We start from the raw sequence: 15,847 nt of genomic DNA, 5'->3' as shown, positions 1-15,847 counted from the left end.
ACACATCGTACGCTAAATAAACACTCTATCTTTAATCCGGTTCCTCTTGAGGGAAAAGAAAAGCAGTCAAATGAATGAAGTTTGACTTTCCCCTCGTTTTTTACACACGTGTCACATCAAATTGACGGCTTATTTCTGAACCGCTTTGAATCTCGGATTAGTTTTACAGATAACATAGTGACGGCCTCGGCGTTTTACTATCTGACAATCCGGGTGACGGTTCTTTGCACTTTTCAGTGATTTCACGACTTTCATTTATTTCGCTCCCTTACCTAATTGACCAAAACGACGAGTGAAGTTCGCAACACGTCCCTCTTTATGTAGCACTCTCTGTTTACCGGTATAGAAAGGGTGCGACTTTGACGATACTTCAATCGTGAAATAAGGGTAAGTATTGCCATCTTCCCATTCGATAGTACGTTCTGTTTTCAACGTTGAGCCAATCAAGAAGTACTCATCGACACTGGTGTCGTGGAACACCACTGTGCGGTAGTCAGGGTGGATATTCGGTTTCATTGTATTTCCCCAAATGCTTAAATTGATACGTTATAACATACCAAATGATAATTATTATCAAAAGAAAAACAAGCGATTTTGTGATATTTTTCCGTCTTAACTGAAACCAGAGAACACCTTGCTATGTACACCATTAAACCTGTTGGCTTTATTGAGTCTCCTTATAAAGAGAAGTTCGCTGTGCCAAGACAGCCTAGGTTAGTACCCACTTCGACCTCAAGAGTTAGGCTAGTTGAAGCAGCGAACTGCCTTGAGTCTGTTCGTGATATTGAACAATTTAGCCATGTGTGGTTGTTATTTTTGTTCGATAAGAACCTTGAAGCAGGATGGAAACCAACCGTGAGGCCACCTCGCCTTGGCGGCAATGAACGTATTGGTGTATTCGCGTCTCGTGCCACATTCAGACCCAATGGAATTGGCATGTCTGCGGTTGAACTCAAAGGTGTGTCTCAAGAGAAAGGGCAAACTTGGTTGGATCTCGGCAGCGTCGACTTAGTAGACGGCACACCGATCATCGACATCAAACCTTATATTCCCTACTCGGATTCGATTCCAGATGCATTCGGAGGGTTTGCCGCCGAAGAGCCAGAGGTGCTAGAAGTTAGCTTTTCTCAGCAAGCACAAAGTAAACTAGCAAACCATCCACAAGCCCGTCATATCATTAAGGTGATCAAAGAAGTGCTTGGCCAAGATCCACGTCCGGCCTATAAGAAAGGCAAACCAGACAACAAGGAATATGCGGTAAATTTGTTCGATCTTAACGTAAAATTCGTTGTTGAAACGCTTTTCATCAATGTAACTGACATTGAGCGCTTTTGAGATCTCAAATAGGCTGATATTATATGCGGCTATATCAGATTTGCTGTAGTCACTAACCACAGCAAGTTTTCTTTTATCAATGATGAAACGGATACCATAGAATGCGTACCAGTAACTACCTTCTTTCTACTTTGAAAGAGACTCCAAACGACGCAGAAGTTATCAGCCACCAGCTGATGCTACGTGCAGGTATGATCCGTAAGCTAGCTTCAGGTTTATATACTTGGCTACCTACTGGTCTACGTGTACTGCGTAAAGTCGAAAATATCGTTCGCCAAGAGATCGATAATGCAGGTGCCGTTGAAATCTTGATGCCCGTAGTTCAACCGTTTGAGCTTTGGGAAGAGACTGGCCGTTCTGAAAAGATGGGCCCTGAGCTACTTCGTTTCACAGACCGTCACTCTCGTCCGTTCGTTCTCAGCCCAACAGCTGAAGAAGTAGTAACGAGCCTAGTACGTAACGAGATCAGCTCTTACAAACAGCTACCTCTAAACCTGTACCAAATCCAGACTAAATTCCGTGATGAGCGCCGCCCTCGCTTTGGCGTAATGCGTGCACGTGAATTCTCTATGATGGATGCGTACAGCTTTGATATCGACAAAGAAGGCTTAGAAAAGTCTTACCAAGCGATGCACGATGCTTACTGTAAAGCATTCGACCGCATGGGCCTTGAATACCGTCCAGTATTAGCTGACTCTGGCGCAATCGGCGGCAGCGGCTCTCAAGAGTTCCACGTTCTTGCTGAAAGCGGCGAAGACCTAATCGCATTCTCAACTGAGTCAGATTACGCAGCAAACATCGAAAAAGCAGAAGCACTCGCTCCTACTGAAGATGCTGCAGCACCAACTCAAGAGATGAAACTGGTTGATACACCAAACGCGAAAACTATCGCAGAATTGGTAGAGCAACACGGTCTAGCAATCGAGAAGACAGTTAAGACTCTATTCGTTAAAGCATCTGATGAAGTAGAAGCAGATATCATTGCTCTAGTCATCCGTGGTGACCACGAGCTTAACGAAGTGAAAGCAGAAAACCTTCCACAGGTTGCTTCTCCACTAGAGATGGCTTCTGAAGAAGAAATCCGTGCTCTTGTTGGTGCAGGTCCTGGTTCACTTGGCCCTGTTGGCCTAGAGCTACCATTCATCGTTGACCGCTCTGTTGCTGTAATGAGCGACTTTGGCGCTGGTGCAAACGTAGACGGTAAGCACTACTTCGGTATTAACTGGGGTCGTGACGTAGAGCTTGCTCAGGTTGAAGACCTACGTAACGTAGTTGAAGGCGACCTTAGCCCATGTGGTCAAGGTACTATCCAACTTAAGCGTGGTATCGAAGTTGGTCACATCTTCCAACTAGGTAATACTTACTCTAAAGCAATGAACTGTAACGTGCTTGGTCCTGATGGTAAGAGCGTAATTCTAGAAATGGGTTGTTACGGTATCGGTGTTTCACGTGTTGTTGCATCTGCTATCGAGCAAAACCACGATAAATTCGGTATCACTTGGCCAGACGCACTAGCGCCGTTCCAAGTTGCTATCGTACCAATGAACATGCACAAATCTGAGCGCGTTAAAGAAGCAGCTGAGAAGCTATACGCTGAATTAACGGCTATGGGTATCGAAGTACTATTTGATGACCGTAAAGAGCGCCCTGGTGTTATGTTTAAAGATATCGAGCTTGTGGGTATTCCTCACACTATCGTTATCGGTGATCGCAGCATGGACGAAGGTAACTTCGAATACAAAAACCGTCGTACTGGTGATAAAGAAGCTATCGCAATGGACACGGTTATCGAGCACCTTAAAGCTCAACTAGCTTAGTAATCCGATTACTGACTAGATAAACATTGAAAGGCTGCCATTAGGTAGCCTTTTTTGTTCCTGCTATTAATCACCTAACGTAAAGAAATGTCAGTTAATCCTCTGTTCATCTAACAGTCCGTATATTGGTGTCATCAACTTTTTAGACATGCTCACCATTGGAGGTATCGATGGATATCAAAAGCTTACTTAACCAAGCACTTAAGTCAGATCTCGTTAAACAAGGTACTCAGAAGTTTTCCCAAGGATCTTCGAGTTTAAGCAACCTATCTCAAGGCAGTAGCAGCAATGGCAAAGGTGTCAACAAGAGCACACTTGGCGCCTTCGGTGCAGGCGCAGTTGGTGGTGGACTGTTAGGGGCGTTAATGGGCTCTAAGAAGACCAAGAAAATGGGTAAGAAAGCCGCTGGCATTGGTGGCGCAGCAGCACTGGGCGCTTTGGCTTATAAGGTCTACAACGACTATCAGTCTAAACAAGGGCAAACACCAAATGCCGAACAAGCTCAATTTGATGAGAACGACTCAAACCATAGCGTGCTGATTCTCAGGTCGATGATTGCAGCATCCAAAGCGGATGGTCATGTTGATGAAGAAGAGATGGCCAAGATTGAGCAAGCCGTCGAAAACATGGGTGCCGATTATCAACTGACTAAATTGGTGTCTGAAGAATTGCACAAGCCACTCGATCCAAGTGAAATTGCTCAGCTCGCGACCTCACCTCAACAAGCGAGTGAGATCTACTTAGCGTCTTTGATTGTAGCGGATGAGCAGAACTTCATGGAGAAGGCTTACCTCAAAGAGTTAGCCAAGCAACTCAACCTTGATGATGAAGTTACTTATCAACTTGAACAGCAAATCTCTGGTTAAGCAGTCAATATCCGGCTAATAGGCAAGCTAGCAAAGTGATACGTTGAGCATCAACAGAATGAGATATTGAGCAAGAACAAACTAACTCTGAACTTAATCAGATCCACTTTGTTTTTGCTTATCTCTATGTGTATATTGAGATCAGTTATCATTTGGTTAGGTATAAAAATGAAAGTATACGATTGTTGTGATTTGGTGCGTGAACTGTATTCTCAAATTGGCAGTGGCGACCAAGGCTATATCCCTAAAGCGATCACCTGCGCGGTAAAAACATTGAATGACCTTGCTGCAGATGAATCTCTTCCTAAAGAAGCGCGTGAGCGTGCAGCATTTGCCGCAGCTAACTTACTGATTTCAGATTTCGAGGACTAATATGAACCTCGCTAACTTTGAAAAAATGGATCCTGTGATGTTGATGAGCATCGTCAACATGAAACTGCGTGATGACTTCGGCGGTGATTTGGATCGAGTGGTCAACTTCTACGAGATCGACAAAGCAGCATTAATCGCGAAACTTGCGTCTGCTGGCTTTGAGTTCCTTCCAGAAGCCAAACAGTTTAGATAGCCATTTAGAACAAGCTTGATTTTGAGAGGCCAACCTTAGTGTTGGTCTTTTTATTTTTTGGCCGGAAGAAGGGTGCATAATAGGCCAAAGATCAATAAACCTATTATAAATTATCTGTTTGCGCCTATACTTTTATATCCTAGAGTCAACCTGCGATCCTTGAACCAAAGCGTGTTGTTGTATAGGCTACCCAGAACAGCATATAAAACTCATCACTAAGTTGGATGATATCGAAGGACTAACAATGAAAAGACTCGGACTATTAGCCGTTATCACAGCCGCACTCACCGCAGGGTGCTCTTCAAATACTCAGCAAGATAACTTTCGTGAAGCCTCTTTTGAACTGTGTAATACCGAAGTCGATATCTACTCAGTAAGCCATGATGAGCGAATTCGTATCGTCTGTTCTGATGGTTCTAAATTCGCTTTGAACAGCGAAGATACGCTAGAAGTAATGCGTGATATCAACATCGACTACTGCGATGGCGAAGGCTTAGGCAAATTCAATGAAAGCCGCAGCTACTACTCGTTCAAGTGTAAGTCAGGCACTTTACTGAGCATCAAAAAGTAAAATTAAGACCTGCAAACAACAAAGGGTTGATGTGCAAGCATCAGCCCTTTTTAGTATCAGCCTTTCTGTATTCTCAGATAACCCAACTCCATACCCACAGATACAAAAAAGGGACTCAATGAGCCCCTTTAAAAGTGTTTTTCAAAGTAGTTGTTTGAAATTCTAGGAGAGCACGCGGAGCTTACGGATGTAAGTGAGCATGCTCGACAACGAAGTTCAAATCACTACGAAGAAAAAATTAAGCGTAAACAGGTAGACGCTTACAGATATTTAGTACTTTTGCTTTTGTTGCTTCGATAACAGACTCATCACCCATGTTATCTAGGATGTCACAGATCCAACCTGCTAGCTCTTTCGCGTCTGCTTCTGAGAAACCGCGACGAGTGATAGAAGGAGAACCGATACGGATACCTGAAGTAACGAACGGGCTACGTGGATCGTTTGGTACAGAGTTCTTGTTCACTGTGATGTTCGCTGCACCTAGTGCAGCATCTGCTTCTTTACCTGTGATGTCTTTGTCGATTAGGTCAACTAGGAACAGGTGGTTCTCTGTAGAACCTGAAACGATGTTGTAACCGCGTGCAAGGAATTCAGCAACCATTGCTTTTGCGTTAGCCACTACGCGAGCTTGGTATTCTTTGAATTCTGGCTCTAGAGCTTCTTTGAACGCTACTGCTTTACCAGCGATAACGTGCATTAGAGGACCACCTTGGCCGCCTGGGAATACTGCTGAGTTTAGCTTCTTGTAAAGATCTTCGCCTTCGTTAGAAAGGATAAGACCACCACGAGGACCAGCAAGCGTCTTGTGTGTTGTCGTTGTTACAACGTGAGCGTGTGGAACTGGGTTCGGGTAAACGCCTGCAGCGATTAGACCAGCAACGTGAGCCATATCTACGAAGAAGTAAGCACCTACTTTGTCAGCAATTTCACGCATGCGCTTCCAATCACAAACTTGAGAGTAAGCTGAGAAACCACCGATGATCATCTTAGGCTTGTGCTCGATAGCTAGCGCTTCCATCTCTTCGTAATCGATTTGACCTGCTTCATCGATACCGTAAGGGATGATGTTGTAAAGCTTACCAGAGAAGTTTACTGGAGAACCGTGAGTTAGGTGACCACCGTGCGCAAGGCTCATGCCTAGAACAGTATCGCCAGCGTTCAGCAGTGCCATGTATACAGCGTTGTTTGCTTGAGAACCTGAGTGAGGTTGTACGTTTGCGTATTGAGCGCCAAACAGTTCACATGCACGTTCGATTGCTAGAGTTTCAACTTTATCTACGTACTCACAACCACCGTAGTAACGCTTGCCTGGGTAACCTTCAGCGTATTTGTTTGTAAGCTGAGAACCTTGAGCTTCCATTACACGTGGGCTTGTGTAGTTTTCTGAAGCGATAAGTTCGATGTGCTCTTCCTGACGAAGAGTTTCTTCTTGGATAGCTGCGAATAGGTCCGCATCGTAATCAGCAATGTTCATGTCACGCTTAAGCATCTGTATCTCCTGACTCAGATTGTACTGAAAGTTTCAAAAAAACCACACAACGACCGAAAGCAAACGTTTCCGTCACCGTTTTGATGTGACGCATTCTACATAATTTGATCTAGGTCATAAAGAGCTAATTGCAATTTTATCATGCAGTTTTTTCATAATCACAAATAAGATTCATCATGGTTATTAAGCTGATCCAACCAAAGATGACGCTTACTGTCAATTTTACGCTTTACACCCTGTAAAACGCAGATTACATAGGTTTACCTTAATTTTGCACCTCAAGCTACCGAAAGCTAAGGTTTTTATCTACTATGCACGCCTTTATTGGTTAGGTAATTATAAAAACGATGGAAAAACACTCACGTAAAGAAGATTGGGTAGCAATCCTCACTGGCACATTTTTAGTAGCGTTAGGCGTCTTCTTTTTACAGTCAGCGAACCTGCTTACTGGTGGCACTACTGGCTTGGCTCTGCTTTTGAGTCAATTCTTGCCTGTAACCTTTGGTATTTTGTACTTTGTTGCCAACTGTCCATTCTACTTATTGGCATGGAAACGATTCGGCCGTAGCTTTGCTATTAGCAGTGCGATTTCTGGTGCTTTAGTATCTGTGTTTGCCGACCATTTATACTTAGTTATCTCGCTAGAAGTTCATAACGAAATCTACTGTGCAGTTGCTGGCGGCTTGTTAATGGGCTTAGGTATGCTAATCCTATTTCGTCACCGCTCAAGCCTGGGTGGTTTCAACGTATTGTGTTTGTTTATCCAAGACCGCTACGGTATCTCCGTAGGCAAAACCCAAATGGGTATTGATGCCTGTATTCTGTTTGCATCGTTCTTCTTTGTATCGCCTTGGGTGATTGCCGTATCTGTATTAGGCACCGCAGTATTGAACATCGTATTGGCAATGAATCACAAACCAACTCGCTACTCGGTGAATTACGCGTCTTAATACCAATCACCTTATGAATTACTAGCTGTTTTTAATAACAAAAACAGCTAGTATTTAGGTTTTATAAACCGTCGCCTTTTCTATGCAAGATTACCTCTCTAGCGCCAAAGACCAACAAACCTCTATTTATATTGAAGGCTTGGAATTCAACACCAACACACGAGTCTTAAGCTGCGACAAGCAGGTCATCGATTTAGAACCTCGTTCTATCGAGCTATTAGAGTTACTTCTTACCAGCGTTGGTCAGCCGCTCGCTGCCGAGCACATCATTGAATCTGTATGGCAAAGTAACTTCATTTCCAAAAATGTTCTGACAAACCGAATCAGTACCTTACGTTCAGTACTTCAAAAACACCTGCCAGATAGCGACGCAACCAAAATACTGGTGACTTATCCGCGCAAGGGCTACTTCCTTAACCCTAGCTCTGTGAGCTTGGCCAATGCACAGCCCCAACCTCTTGAGGTAACCGAACAGCCTCAACCAAGTAAAAAGACATCACCGTTTAATCTTTTGTTACTGTCACTCTCTGTTGTGCTGCTGATAAGCACTGCGACTTTAGGCTATATGTTTTGGCACTCTTCAAACCAAGCCTCAGAGCTTGAACGCACACAGAGGCTAATTCCTAAGGTCGAGCTACTGCTAAACCGTATCGATGCCATTGGAGACAATGCGAGAACGTATCGCAAAGCCGTTAAAGCGCTACTACTTCAACAACAAATTGAATACGCTTATACCGACTTAGCGAATCAAGATGCACCTAGTTACTTCGTAGACCCAATAGACAGTACGCCCTTCTTTCCGGGTGCCAAAAACATGCGCACCAGTGATTACCTGCTCAATATTCAATTAAAGGATCAGGAAGTCGATACACGCCTTGCGGCTAAAGTCAGCCTTATTTACCCAAGTTCAGGCAAACTTGCTTTCCGCGGTGTCTACTCAATAGAGATAGATAACCTCAGTGAAGACTTGATGGAAATAAATAGAGAGCTAGCAAACTACTTTGCTTTGCCTGCGCCGCTATCACCAGAGTGGTCTGTCAGCGATAAAGAACTAAGCCATTTACTTAACGAACAAACGTTAAAGCTGGATAGCGTGCCACTCAACGTGATGACTTCAACATTGATTGCACGACAAATGGCGCTCTTTGAAACTGACCACCAGCGACTGATCAGTTTCACTAGCCTTGTGCAAACACGCTTTAAGTTGATTCCCGACGAGCTCAAACTTTGGCTTGGGATTATTCACTTCAAGTTAAGAGACCTGCAAACCGCGAAGGAATTCCTGACCAACACAGCGGGCAATTCGACCATCGAGAACGCACTGGTCTATATGATGATTTCCCATATTGGTTACAAGCAAGGAGACATGGATAAGTTTCGCCTCAACTACATGGAATCCTTGGTCGCATTATTGCGAGTGGTTCCTTCAGAAGAGTTGTTTGCTCGCTTGTCCAAACCGGAGTCGAAATCAACCTGTCTCCAGCCTTGGAAAAATCTAAAATTGAGCATCAAAGAGCCATTAATCATTAAGCAGTGGGAAAACCTGATGCTTAACTACTGCACGAATGTCGGCCATCAACTTTCCGAATAAAGAAATATAAAGTACTTAAAAACAATGGTTTAAATATAAATTAAGATCTTATGTATCTTCATTTTTTGCCCTATTAACCCTCTCAACAATAGCATTCCTAAAAACATCAGGCCGCTCTAGGCCAACTATATTAGGAATGCTCAACATGAAAAAATCCATGACGCTGCTTGCGACTTCTCTCTTTGCTCTTTATGGCTGTGGCGGCGGAGGTGGCTCTTCTTCATCTGGCTCTACTGGTACAACTCAGTTCGATTACCCGATCAACAACTCTCAGTTTGCACCAAAGAACATCACATTGTTGTCTTACCTAATATCAGAAGATGGCGGTGAAAACATAGCACTGGATATTGCATACCGAGATATCAGTTCACAGCAAATGTTAGCCAATATTCAGTTGGAATTAGATAAGTTAGCGATCTCTAATGAGACTGAAGGTGTAGCTGAATTGGAGAAGCTAAAAACAACGTTAGAGAGCATGGTTAACAGCGGCATCAACGACTTCTACGCCGCGGATATGACGATACAAGGTGAGACGGACAGTGGCCTGTTTTACAAAGGCAGCGATGGCTTTGTTAACTCAGTTGATTCCAATATAGAATTGACTAATGGTGAGGCTGTCGACTTTTTGGTGACCAACCCAGTATTCAAAGATTCAGGCAGTACAGTACAAGAAAAAAGCCCCAATATTAGTCAGAGCAGTAGTTCTGTCGGGCTTTCGTTTGAGGTTACTACTGGACAACTAGAAGCCTTGCTTGATGATTTCTACGAAGGCGATATTGATGATTTAGGATCGTTAGACACACGATGTGACTTCCATTGGCAGCAACAAGTTTCCGAAAATGGTCAGCGCTCAGCGGTAACGGTTCAAGATAAGAAAATTGAAACGGCGTACCTGAAAGTTGAAAACACTTACAACGTGGTTTGTGATGGGTATGATTCAGCTGAATTTCAAAGCAATACTGAAACATGGTTCAACCCAAGCTTTGGCGTTGTGAAAATGATGGACTGGGATGAAAAGAATGGCACCCAATTGAACGAAACGACGTGGACTCTCGATTCATTTACGGTCAACAAAGGCTAGTAGCCGAAGCCTTCCATTAGAGAATAGGAAGGAAAGCTTTGAGCCTGACACATAGAGTTCAGGCTCAAAGCTTATACTCGCATAGGGGAACGAGTATTATTGCTCTATCAAGAGAATTCTTGTTTCATACGGTCGTAAGGCTACCGTGTTTGCAGAAACTGGCAACTGCTCATTAGAGTAATTCCCCAATAGCAATTGCGCTTTATCCAGTTCAAATTCATTAGATAACTCAACCTGACACGCTTCACCGTAGTAGTTATTAACACACAACAAAGTCTGACCATCAGTCTCGCGAGAATACGCAAATACCGATGGGTGCTCAGGCAACAAGTCTTTGTAGCTACCATGAGTAATCACTGGCACTTCTTTACGTAACTCAATCAAGCTCTTGTAGAAGTAAAAAACAGAGTCTTTGTCTTCCAGCGCTTGCTCAGCATTGATCTCAGTATAGTTATTTGCAACATCTAGCCACGGCTGAGCTTGTGAGAAGCCTGCATGCGCTTCGCTGTTCCACTGCATCGGCGTGCGAGAGTTATCACGAGATTTCTGCGCCAGAATCGCCATCATATCTTGATGAGCCACACCATCACGGTTAACCATGATGTCATACATATTGGTGCTCTCAACATCACGATATTGGCTGATCTCGGTGTAACCTGGGTTGGTCATGCCAATCTCTTCACCTTGATAGATATAAGGCGTGCCTTGCATCATGTGGACAGACGCAGCCAACATCTTGGCCGACTCAACACGATATTGCTTATCATCACCTAAGCGGCTCACGACTCGCGGTTGGTCGTGGTTACACCAAAACAATGCGCCCCAGCCCTTGCCGTTCAAACCCGTTTGCCAATGATTGAAGATCGACTTGAGCTGCAAGAAATCAAACGGCGCATTAGTCCACTTCTCACCATTGGTGTAATCCACCTTAAGGTGGTGGAAGTTAAACACCATCGATAACTCGCTGTTATCAATGTTTGAGTACTGTTGGCAATGCTCGAGTGTCGTTGAAGACATCTCGCCTACTGTCACGCTGCCGTATTTCTGGAATACCGCTTCGCTGATCTCTTTCAGGTATTCGTGCACTCGTGGGCCATCAGTGTAAAAACGACGACCATCACCGATATCATCATTGGGGAAGTCTTGCTGTTTCGAAATCAGGTTGATCACGTCCAAGCGGAAACCATCAACGCCCTTCTCAGCCCAGAAGCTAATGACGTCTTTCACTTCTTCGCGTACAACCGGGTTCTCCCAGTTAAGGTCGGCTTGCTCTTTCGCGAATAGGTGTAGGAAATACTGACCCGTCGCTTCATCCATTTCCCATGCATTACCACCGAACTTAGACTGCCAGTTGGTTGGTGCTTGGCCGTTTACAGGATCTTTCCATATGTAGTAGTCGCGGTATGGGCTGTTTTTATCACCCAATGCTGACTGAAACCACGCATGTTCTGTTGAGGTGTGGTTTACCACGATATCCATCACGATACGAATACCACGTTGGTGCGCTTCAGCCAGCAATAGGTCGAAATCTTCCATGGTGCCGAATTGCGGGTTAATCGCGTAGTAATCTGAAATATCGTAGCCGTTATCGATCATTGGGGATGCGTAAACTGGGGTTAACCAAATGGCATCCACACTCAAGTGTTTAAGATAATCCAGTTTTGAAATGATCCCTTTGATATCGCCAGTACCTTTACTGCCACTGTCACAAAAGCTCTTTGGGTAGATTTGATAGATGGTTGCGGTTTTCCACCAACTTTCATCATGCTCAGTCATCGCCATCTCTAACACTCACTTACCAGAAAATATAAAATAAAAATCACCATGTGAATCATGGTCGAATAGCCGTTATAACTAAAAGAAAAAGCGATGGCTCACTTTGGAGCCATCGCTTATTTAATGCATTACGCGTTGGCGGTTTCTAGCTCGCCTTTCATCTGTGCTCGCTTATAGAAGAACAGTGTTAACGTGACGGGTAATACAATCGCCACCAGCATTGCAACTAGGTAAATCGACCAATATTGAGGTTGAATCGATAGGATGCCCGGCAAGCCACCGACACCGATACCATTCGCCATCACACCTGCACTACCACAGATTGCAGCCGCTGCGGCACTGCCGATCATTGCGCTCAGCATTGGGAATTTGTATTTAAGGTTGATGCCGTACATCGCTGGCTCTGTTACACCTAAGTAAGCAGAGATTGCAGCTGGAACCGAGATATCTCGTTCGCCTTCGCGTTTGCTTAAGATGATGATGCCAACAACCGCTGAAGCTTGTGCAATATTTGATAGCGCAATCAAAGGCCAGATTGGTGTGCCGCCTAAGTCTTGCATCAGTTGTAGGTCGACGGCATTGGTTGTGTGGTGAATACCTGTAATAACCAAAGGTGCGTATAGGAAGCCAAAGACTACTGAACCAAGAATCGCAAAGTCACCCGTCATTGCCGCTTTAGCCGCGAATGCCACGCCATCGCCTAACATACGGCCAAATGGGCCAATGAAAGCGTGCGCTAAAATCACAGACAAAATAATCGATACGAACGGCACGACAACAAGGTACAGGTAAGAAGGAACAATACGCTTAAGGTTGGTCTCGATGAAGGCCAGAGCCACACCCGCTAACATCGCAGGGATCACCTGAGCCTGATAACCAACTTTCTCTATCACGAACAAGCCAAAGTCCCACACTTCAGGTACCGATTTACCTATCATGTAAGCGTTCATCAATTGCGGGGAAACCAAGGTCACACCGAGCGTGATGCCTAAAATAGGGGTTCCGCCGAGCTTCTTAACCGTTGCCCAACACACACCAACCGGAAGGAAGAAGAAAATAGCTTCGCCGATCAACCATAAGAAAGAGTGAACCGTTGCCCAGAATTGACTGATTTCAACTAGGGTTTTGCCGTCGAACATGCGAATGTCGCCAATCACATTACGGAAACCAAGAATCAAACCGCCAGTAATGATGGCAGGCAGCAGTGGTACGAAAATTTCGGCTAAATGGGATATACCACGCTCAAGGAAGTTCATATTTTGACGAGCAGCCAACTTCGCCTCATCTTTTGATGATGCATCTTTACCAGTTTGCTCAATCAAAAGTGCGTACACCTCATCAACCTCGGTGCCAATCACGACTTGGAATTGACCTGCGTTAGTAAAGCAGCCTTTTACCAGTTTAAGCTTCTCTAATTCTGCTTTGTTCGCTTGTTCCGTATCGTTCAATACAAAACGCAGTCGAGTTAGACAATGGCTGACACTCGCAATATTCTCTTTGCCACCGACTAACTCGATAAGACGCGCAACGTCTTGCTTCGCTATCTTACTCATACTACCCCACCCTGGTTTCATTCAATTACTCATCTAAACCATGTAGCTATAACCACTCAGACTTAGACTTAGACTTATGGGAACATTCCCAATTACAGTTATTATAATGCCCACATGAATGATAAATTAAAATGAGAACAGTCCCATTAATTGAAAGAGATCACACTCTAATTTTAATCTAAGCGGTTCAATTTCGCTTAATTGAGTGGATTATAGAATCGGAGATTGAGTGTGATGAGAGATCTCTGAATTGCCTAAAAGCTGAGAGATCAATAGATTAGCAGCCAGTTTACCTGCAGATTGGTAACCAGGATCAATGCTAAATACTCGTGGGAATAAGAAAGAGAGAAGATCATTGCCACCGACACCAGTCACCACCACATCTTCACGTTGTCGCTCTTGCAGACGCTTGATCACACCGAGAGCCAATGTGTCACTAGCACAGACTATAGCTTGGGTGTTAGGTGTTAGTACCTCATCCACCAGCTGATAAGCACTTTCGTGATGAAGTTGACCAGTGCGATAGTTTGCCACCGAACCTGTGTTTTCACACCAATCGAGATAAGCCTTAAGACGCAGTTCACCGGTTGATTTGTCGCTAGGATCAACCCCGATGAAGCCAACCTCAGAGATCCCCTGATCCGACAGATGCGCTAACGCACTATTGATCACCTGTTGGTTATCATAGTTAATCGACGTCACGTTCTCGGTATCCAGAGCAATAACCACCGCTTTGTGTTCCCAAGCTTCAATCGCAGGAATATCGCAATCAGTAAAACCAAACACGATTATGCCGTCTACATTGCGGCGCTTGAGAACCTGAAGGTGCTCATTGGCTTTTTCTCTATCTAGCTGGCTTTCCATGATCACGACATCGTAATCCGCTCGATACAACTCAGCCAACATAGTGCTAACTGCTTTGTTTTCAGAAGGGGAATCCAGACGAGAAATGATGACACCGATGACTTTTTGACTGCCACCACGCATCGACTGCGCAGACTTTGAAGGCGTGTACCCAGATTCTTGAATTACTCTTTCCACCCTTTCTCGGGTTTCAGGTTTCACTTTTGGATCATTGGTCAGAACGCGAGATACGGTTGACTTACCAACACCGGACAGCTTAGCAATATCGAGAATAGTGAGTTTTTTGCTCATAAAAAGTCTAACGTTAAAGGGAAGAGAAGAAAAAGTGAGGGCATACCCCCTCACTTAACTGTTTGTAAATCCTAGAAGTTAACTATGACTTACTTTCGGCAATTTTTATAGACGACACGACCAAGTTCTAGACGCGCGTTGTCACCTTTAGTGCGTAAAGTGACGCTATTGATCAGTTCAGAGGTTCCATCATCTAAGATGTACTTCGTTCCTGAACCTGCCGATATTTGAGTTAGGCGATATTCATTCTCTGGCAAACGTAATACCGCTTTTTCATTACCAAGGTAAGCGACCTTAAATGAAGCGTCAGACTCACATTGATAAGTCACGAATTGATCGTCCGATACTGCACCATCAGGCGCTGCGGATTTAGAACACCCGAATAACGCTACCGTACATAGAGATGCTATCAACAATGCTTTCATACTGCGTTCCTCATCTTTATATAGTGAACAACACTTATATCTAAGTGAAGGAGACTTAGTGTCTTAACCTTTTAAGAAAGCTGGCACGTCTTTAATGCTATCAAGCACAACGCTCGCCAAGGCTTCACCTTTTTCAGTGATTGGTTTGCCTGTTCTTACTAAGACTTTAGTACCAACGCCTGCTGCTTCTGCAGCCATCATGTCTTCAGCTTTATCGCCGATCATGACCGAGTTAGCCATATCAATCTTCAGAAAGTCACGAGCAGAAATGAACATACCTGGCTTTGGTTTACGACATTCACAATCTTGCTTGTAGTCACCAATACCGTGTTCAGCGTGGTGCGGGCAGTAATAGATGCCATCAAGCTCAACGCCGTTATCAACAAAGTTCCAATCCATCCACTGCGTTAAAGAAAGAAAACGGTCTTCACTAAACATGCCGCGAGCAATGCCTGACTGGTTAGTCACTAGCACCAATAAATAGCCCATATCTTTAAACGCTTTCGCCGCTTCAAACACACCGTCAATGTATTCAAAGTCATGCTCATCATGTACGTAGCCGTGGTCAACGTTAATCACACCATCACGATCTAAAAAAACAGCAGGTTTAGACAAAATTTTGTTCTCTATCAACTCTCTATTAATCATTAATTATTACACGCTTTATTTGCTT

Annotated in this window: 17 protein-coding genes; 9 read left to right on the top strand and 8 right to left on the bottom strand. The window is 44.2% G+C overall.

The genetic code is table 11. The annotated features are described in order from the left end of the window. Window positions 1-129: 129 nt before the first annotated feature. Both ykgO and AB8613_RS12405 read right to left on the bottom strand, forming a co-directional pair. A complete protein-coding gene (gene ykgO / locus AB8613_RS12410) occupies window positions 130-255 on the bottom strand; it encodes a type B 50S ribosomal protein L36 (protein ID WP_123301017.1) in 126 nt (41 codons plus the stop codon). Next, on the bottom strand, window positions 256-516 hold the full coding sequence (locus AB8613_RS12405) for a type B 50S ribosomal protein L31 (protein WP_146492086.1): 261 nt from the start codon (window positions 514-516) through the stop codon (window positions 256-258). Window positions 517-639: 123 nt separating this feature from the next. Here AB8613_RS12405 and tsaA point away from each other — a divergent pair, with 123 nt between their 5' ends. From tsaA to AB8613_RS12375, 6 genes are all read left to right on the top strand, one after another. After that, the gene (gene tsaA / locus AB8613_RS12400) at window positions 640-1,335 is read left to right on the top strand and encodes a tRNA (N6-threonylcarbamoyladenosine(37)-N6)-methyltransferase TrmO (protein ID WP_146492085.1); all 696 of its coding nucleotides are present in this window, start codon (window positions 640-642) and stop codon (window positions 1,333-1,335) included. Window positions 1,336-1,436: 101 nt separating this feature from the next. Beyond that, the gene (locus AB8613_RS12395; RefSeq protein ID WP_146492084.1) at window positions 1,437-3,152 is read left to right on the top strand and encodes a proline--tRNA ligase; all 1,716 of its coding nucleotides are present in this window, start codon (window positions 1,437-1,439) and stop codon (window positions 3,150-3,152) included. A 170-nt stretch (window positions 3,153-3,322) separates the two neighbouring features. Then, complete coding sequence (locus AB8613_RS12390) at window positions 3,323-4,018, top strand: tellurite resistance TerB family protein (protein WP_146492083.1); 696 nt, start codon at window positions 3,323-3,325, stop codon at window positions 4,016-4,018. Window positions 4,019-4,186: 168 nt separating this feature from the next. Continuing rightward, a complete protein-coding gene (locus AB8613_RS12385) occupies window positions 4,187-4,390 on the top strand; it encodes a YaeP family protein (RefSeq protein ID WP_008222923.1) in 204 nt (67 codons plus the stop codon). 1 nt (window position 4,391) lies between these two features. Beyond that, a complete protein-coding gene (locus AB8613_RS12380; RefSeq protein ID WP_010436438.1) occupies window positions 4,392-4,583 on the top strand; it encodes a DUF4250 domain-containing protein in 192 nt (63 codons plus the stop codon). Between the two features lie 244 nt (window positions 4,584-4,827). Further along, complete coding sequence (locus AB8613_RS12375; protein WP_060982543.1) at window positions 4,828-5,154, top strand: hypothetical protein; 327 nt, start codon at window positions 4,828-4,830, stop codon at window positions 5,152-5,154. A 238-nt stretch (window positions 5,155-5,392) separates the two neighbouring features. Here the strand turns inward: AB8613_RS12375 and glyA are convergent, their stop codons facing one another. Then, complete coding sequence (gene glyA / locus AB8613_RS12370; protein ID WP_048606700.1) at window positions 5,393-6,643, bottom strand: serine hydroxymethyltransferase; 1,251 nt, start codon at window positions 6,641-6,643, stop codon at window positions 5,393-5,395. A 347-nt stretch (window positions 6,644-6,990) separates the two neighbouring features. On the opposite strand from glyA, the gene AB8613_RS12365 reads away from it, so the two are divergent. The 3 genes from AB8613_RS12365 to AB8613_RS12355 all read left to right on the top strand — a co-directional run bounded on the left by AB8613_RS12365 (window position 6,991) and on the right by AB8613_RS12355 (window position 10,265). Further along, window positions 6,991-7,593, top strand: a complete 603-nt coding sequence (locus tag AB8613_RS12365) for a YitT family protein (protein WP_017060757.1) — start codon at window positions 6,991-6,993, stop codon at window positions 7,591-7,593. An 82-nt stretch (window positions 7,594-7,675) separates the two neighbouring features. After that, complete coding sequence (locus AB8613_RS12360; protein WP_132968998.1) at window positions 7,676-9,184, top strand: winged helix-turn-helix domain-containing protein; 1,509 nt, start codon at window positions 7,676-7,678, stop codon at window positions 9,182-9,184. A 145-nt stretch (window positions 9,185-9,329) separates the two neighbouring features. After that, window positions 9,330-10,265, top strand: coding sequence for a hypothetical protein (locus AB8613_RS12355; protein WP_261383485.1), 936 nt, complete (start codon window positions 9,330-9,332; stop codon window positions 10,263-10,265). A 96-nt stretch (window positions 10,266-10,361) separates the two neighbouring features. Here AB8613_RS12355 and treC read toward each other — a convergent pair whose 3' ends face one another. The 5 genes from treC to gmhB form a co-directional block, all read right to left on the bottom strand. After that, a complete protein-coding gene (gene treC, locus AB8613_RS12350) occupies window positions 10,362-12,047 on the bottom strand; it encodes an alpha,alpha-phosphotrehalase (RefSeq protein WP_372383882.1) in 1,686 nt (561 codons plus the stop codon). 122 nt (window positions 12,048-12,169) lie between these two features. Beyond that, window positions 12,170-13,594, bottom strand: coding sequence for a PTS trehalose transporter subunit IIBC (treB, locus tag AB8613_RS12345; protein WP_327783571.1), 1,425 nt, complete (start codon window positions 13,592-13,594; stop codon window positions 12,170-12,172). 210 nt (window positions 13,595-13,804) lie between these two features. After that, entirely contained in the window at window positions 13,805-14,749 is a 945-nt protein-coding gene (treR, locus tag AB8613_RS12340) for a trehalose operon repressor TreR (protein ID WP_146492080.1), read from the bottom strand. 89 nt (window positions 14,750-14,838) lie between these two features. After that, window positions 14,839-15,174 (bottom strand): MliC family protein, encoded by a 336-nt coding sequence (locus AB8613_RS12335; protein ID WP_146492079.1) that lies wholly within the window; start codon window positions 15,172-15,174, stop codon window positions 14,839-14,841. Between the two features lie 63 nt (window positions 15,175-15,237). Further along, a complete protein-coding gene (gene gmhB / locus AB8613_RS12330; protein WP_017060762.1) occupies window positions 15,238-15,822 on the bottom strand; it encodes a D-glycero-beta-D-manno-heptose 1,7-bisphosphate 7-phosphatase in 585 nt (194 codons plus the stop codon). Window positions 15,823-15,847 lie beyond the last annotated feature (25 nt).

The organism is Vibrio sp. BS-M-Sm-2, assembly GCF_041504345.1.
GTDB lineage: Bacteria > Pseudomonadota > Gammaproteobacteria > Enterobacterales > Vibrionaceae > Vibrio > Vibrio satsumensis.
The sequence above is the reverse complement of the archived record's forward strand: the minus strand, read 5'-3'. Positions and strand labels throughout refer to the sequence as shown.

Excerpts from the sequence above, each read along its gene's own strand:
- AB8613_RS12380 (WP_010436438.1), top strand. The coding sequence starts at position 4,392 with ATGAACCTCGCTAACTTTGAAAAAATGGATCCTGTGATGTTGATGAGC.
- AB8613_RS12395 (WP_146492084.1), top strand. The coding sequence starts at position 1,437 with ATGCGTACCAGTAACTACCTTCTTTCTACTTTGAAAGAGACTCCAAAC.
- AB8613_RS12360 (WP_132968998.1), top strand. The coding sequence starts at position 7,676 with ATGCAAGATTACCTCTCTAGCGCCAAAGACCAACAAACCTCTATTTAT.
- treB (WP_327783571.1), bottom strand. The coding sequence starts at position 13,594 with ATGAGTAAGATAGCGAAGCAAGACGTTGCGCGTCTTATCGAGTTAGTC.
- AB8613_RS12335 (WP_146492079.1), bottom strand. The coding sequence starts at position 15,174 with ATGAAAGCATTGTTGATAGCATCTCTATGTACGGTAGCGTTATTCGGG.
- AB8613_RS12390 (WP_146492083.1), top strand. The coding sequence starts at position 3,323 with ATGGATATCAAAAGCTTACTTAACCAAGCACTTAAGTCAGATCTCGTT.
- AB8613_RS12355 (WP_261383485.1), top strand. The coding sequence starts at position 9,330 with ATGAAAAAATCCATGACGCTGCTTGCGACTTCTCTCTTTGCTCTTTAT.
- AB8613_RS12375 (WP_060982543.1), top strand. The coding sequence starts at position 4,828 with ATGAAAAGACTCGGACTATTAGCCGTTATCACAGCCGCACTCACCGCA.
- AB8613_RS12385 (WP_008222923.1), top strand. The coding sequence starts at position 4,187 with ATGAAAGTATACGATTGTTGTGATTTGGTGCGTGAACTGTATTCTCAA.
- glyA (WP_048606700.1), bottom strand. The coding sequence starts at position 6,643 with ATGCTTAAGCGTGACATGAACATTGCTGATTACGATGCGGACCTATTC.
- AB8613_RS12365 (WP_017060757.1), top strand. The coding sequence starts at position 6,991 with ATGGAAAAACACTCACGTAAAGAAGATTGGGTAGCAATCCTCACTGGC.
- AB8613_RS12405 (WP_146492086.1), bottom strand. The coding sequence starts at position 516 with ATGAAACCGAATATCCACCCTGACTACCGCACAGTGGTGTTCCACGAC.
- tsaA (WP_146492085.1), top strand. The coding sequence starts at position 640 with ATGTACACCATTAAACCTGTTGGCTTTATTGAGTCTCCTTATAAAGAG.
- treC (WP_372383882.1), bottom strand. The coding sequence starts at position 12,047 with ATGGCGATGACTGAGCATGATGAAAGTTGGTGGAAAACCGCAACCATC.
- gmhB (WP_017060762.1), bottom strand. The coding sequence starts at position 15,822 with ATGATTAATAGAGAGTTGATAGAGAACAAAATTTTGTCTAAACCTGCT.
- treR (WP_146492080.1), bottom strand. The coding sequence starts at position 14,749 with ATGAGCAAAAAACTCACTATTCTCGATATTGCTAAGCTGTCCGGTGTT.
- ykgO (WP_123301017.1), bottom strand. The coding sequence starts at position 255 with ATGAAAGTCGTGAAATCACTGAAAAGTGCAAAGAACCGTCACCCGGAT.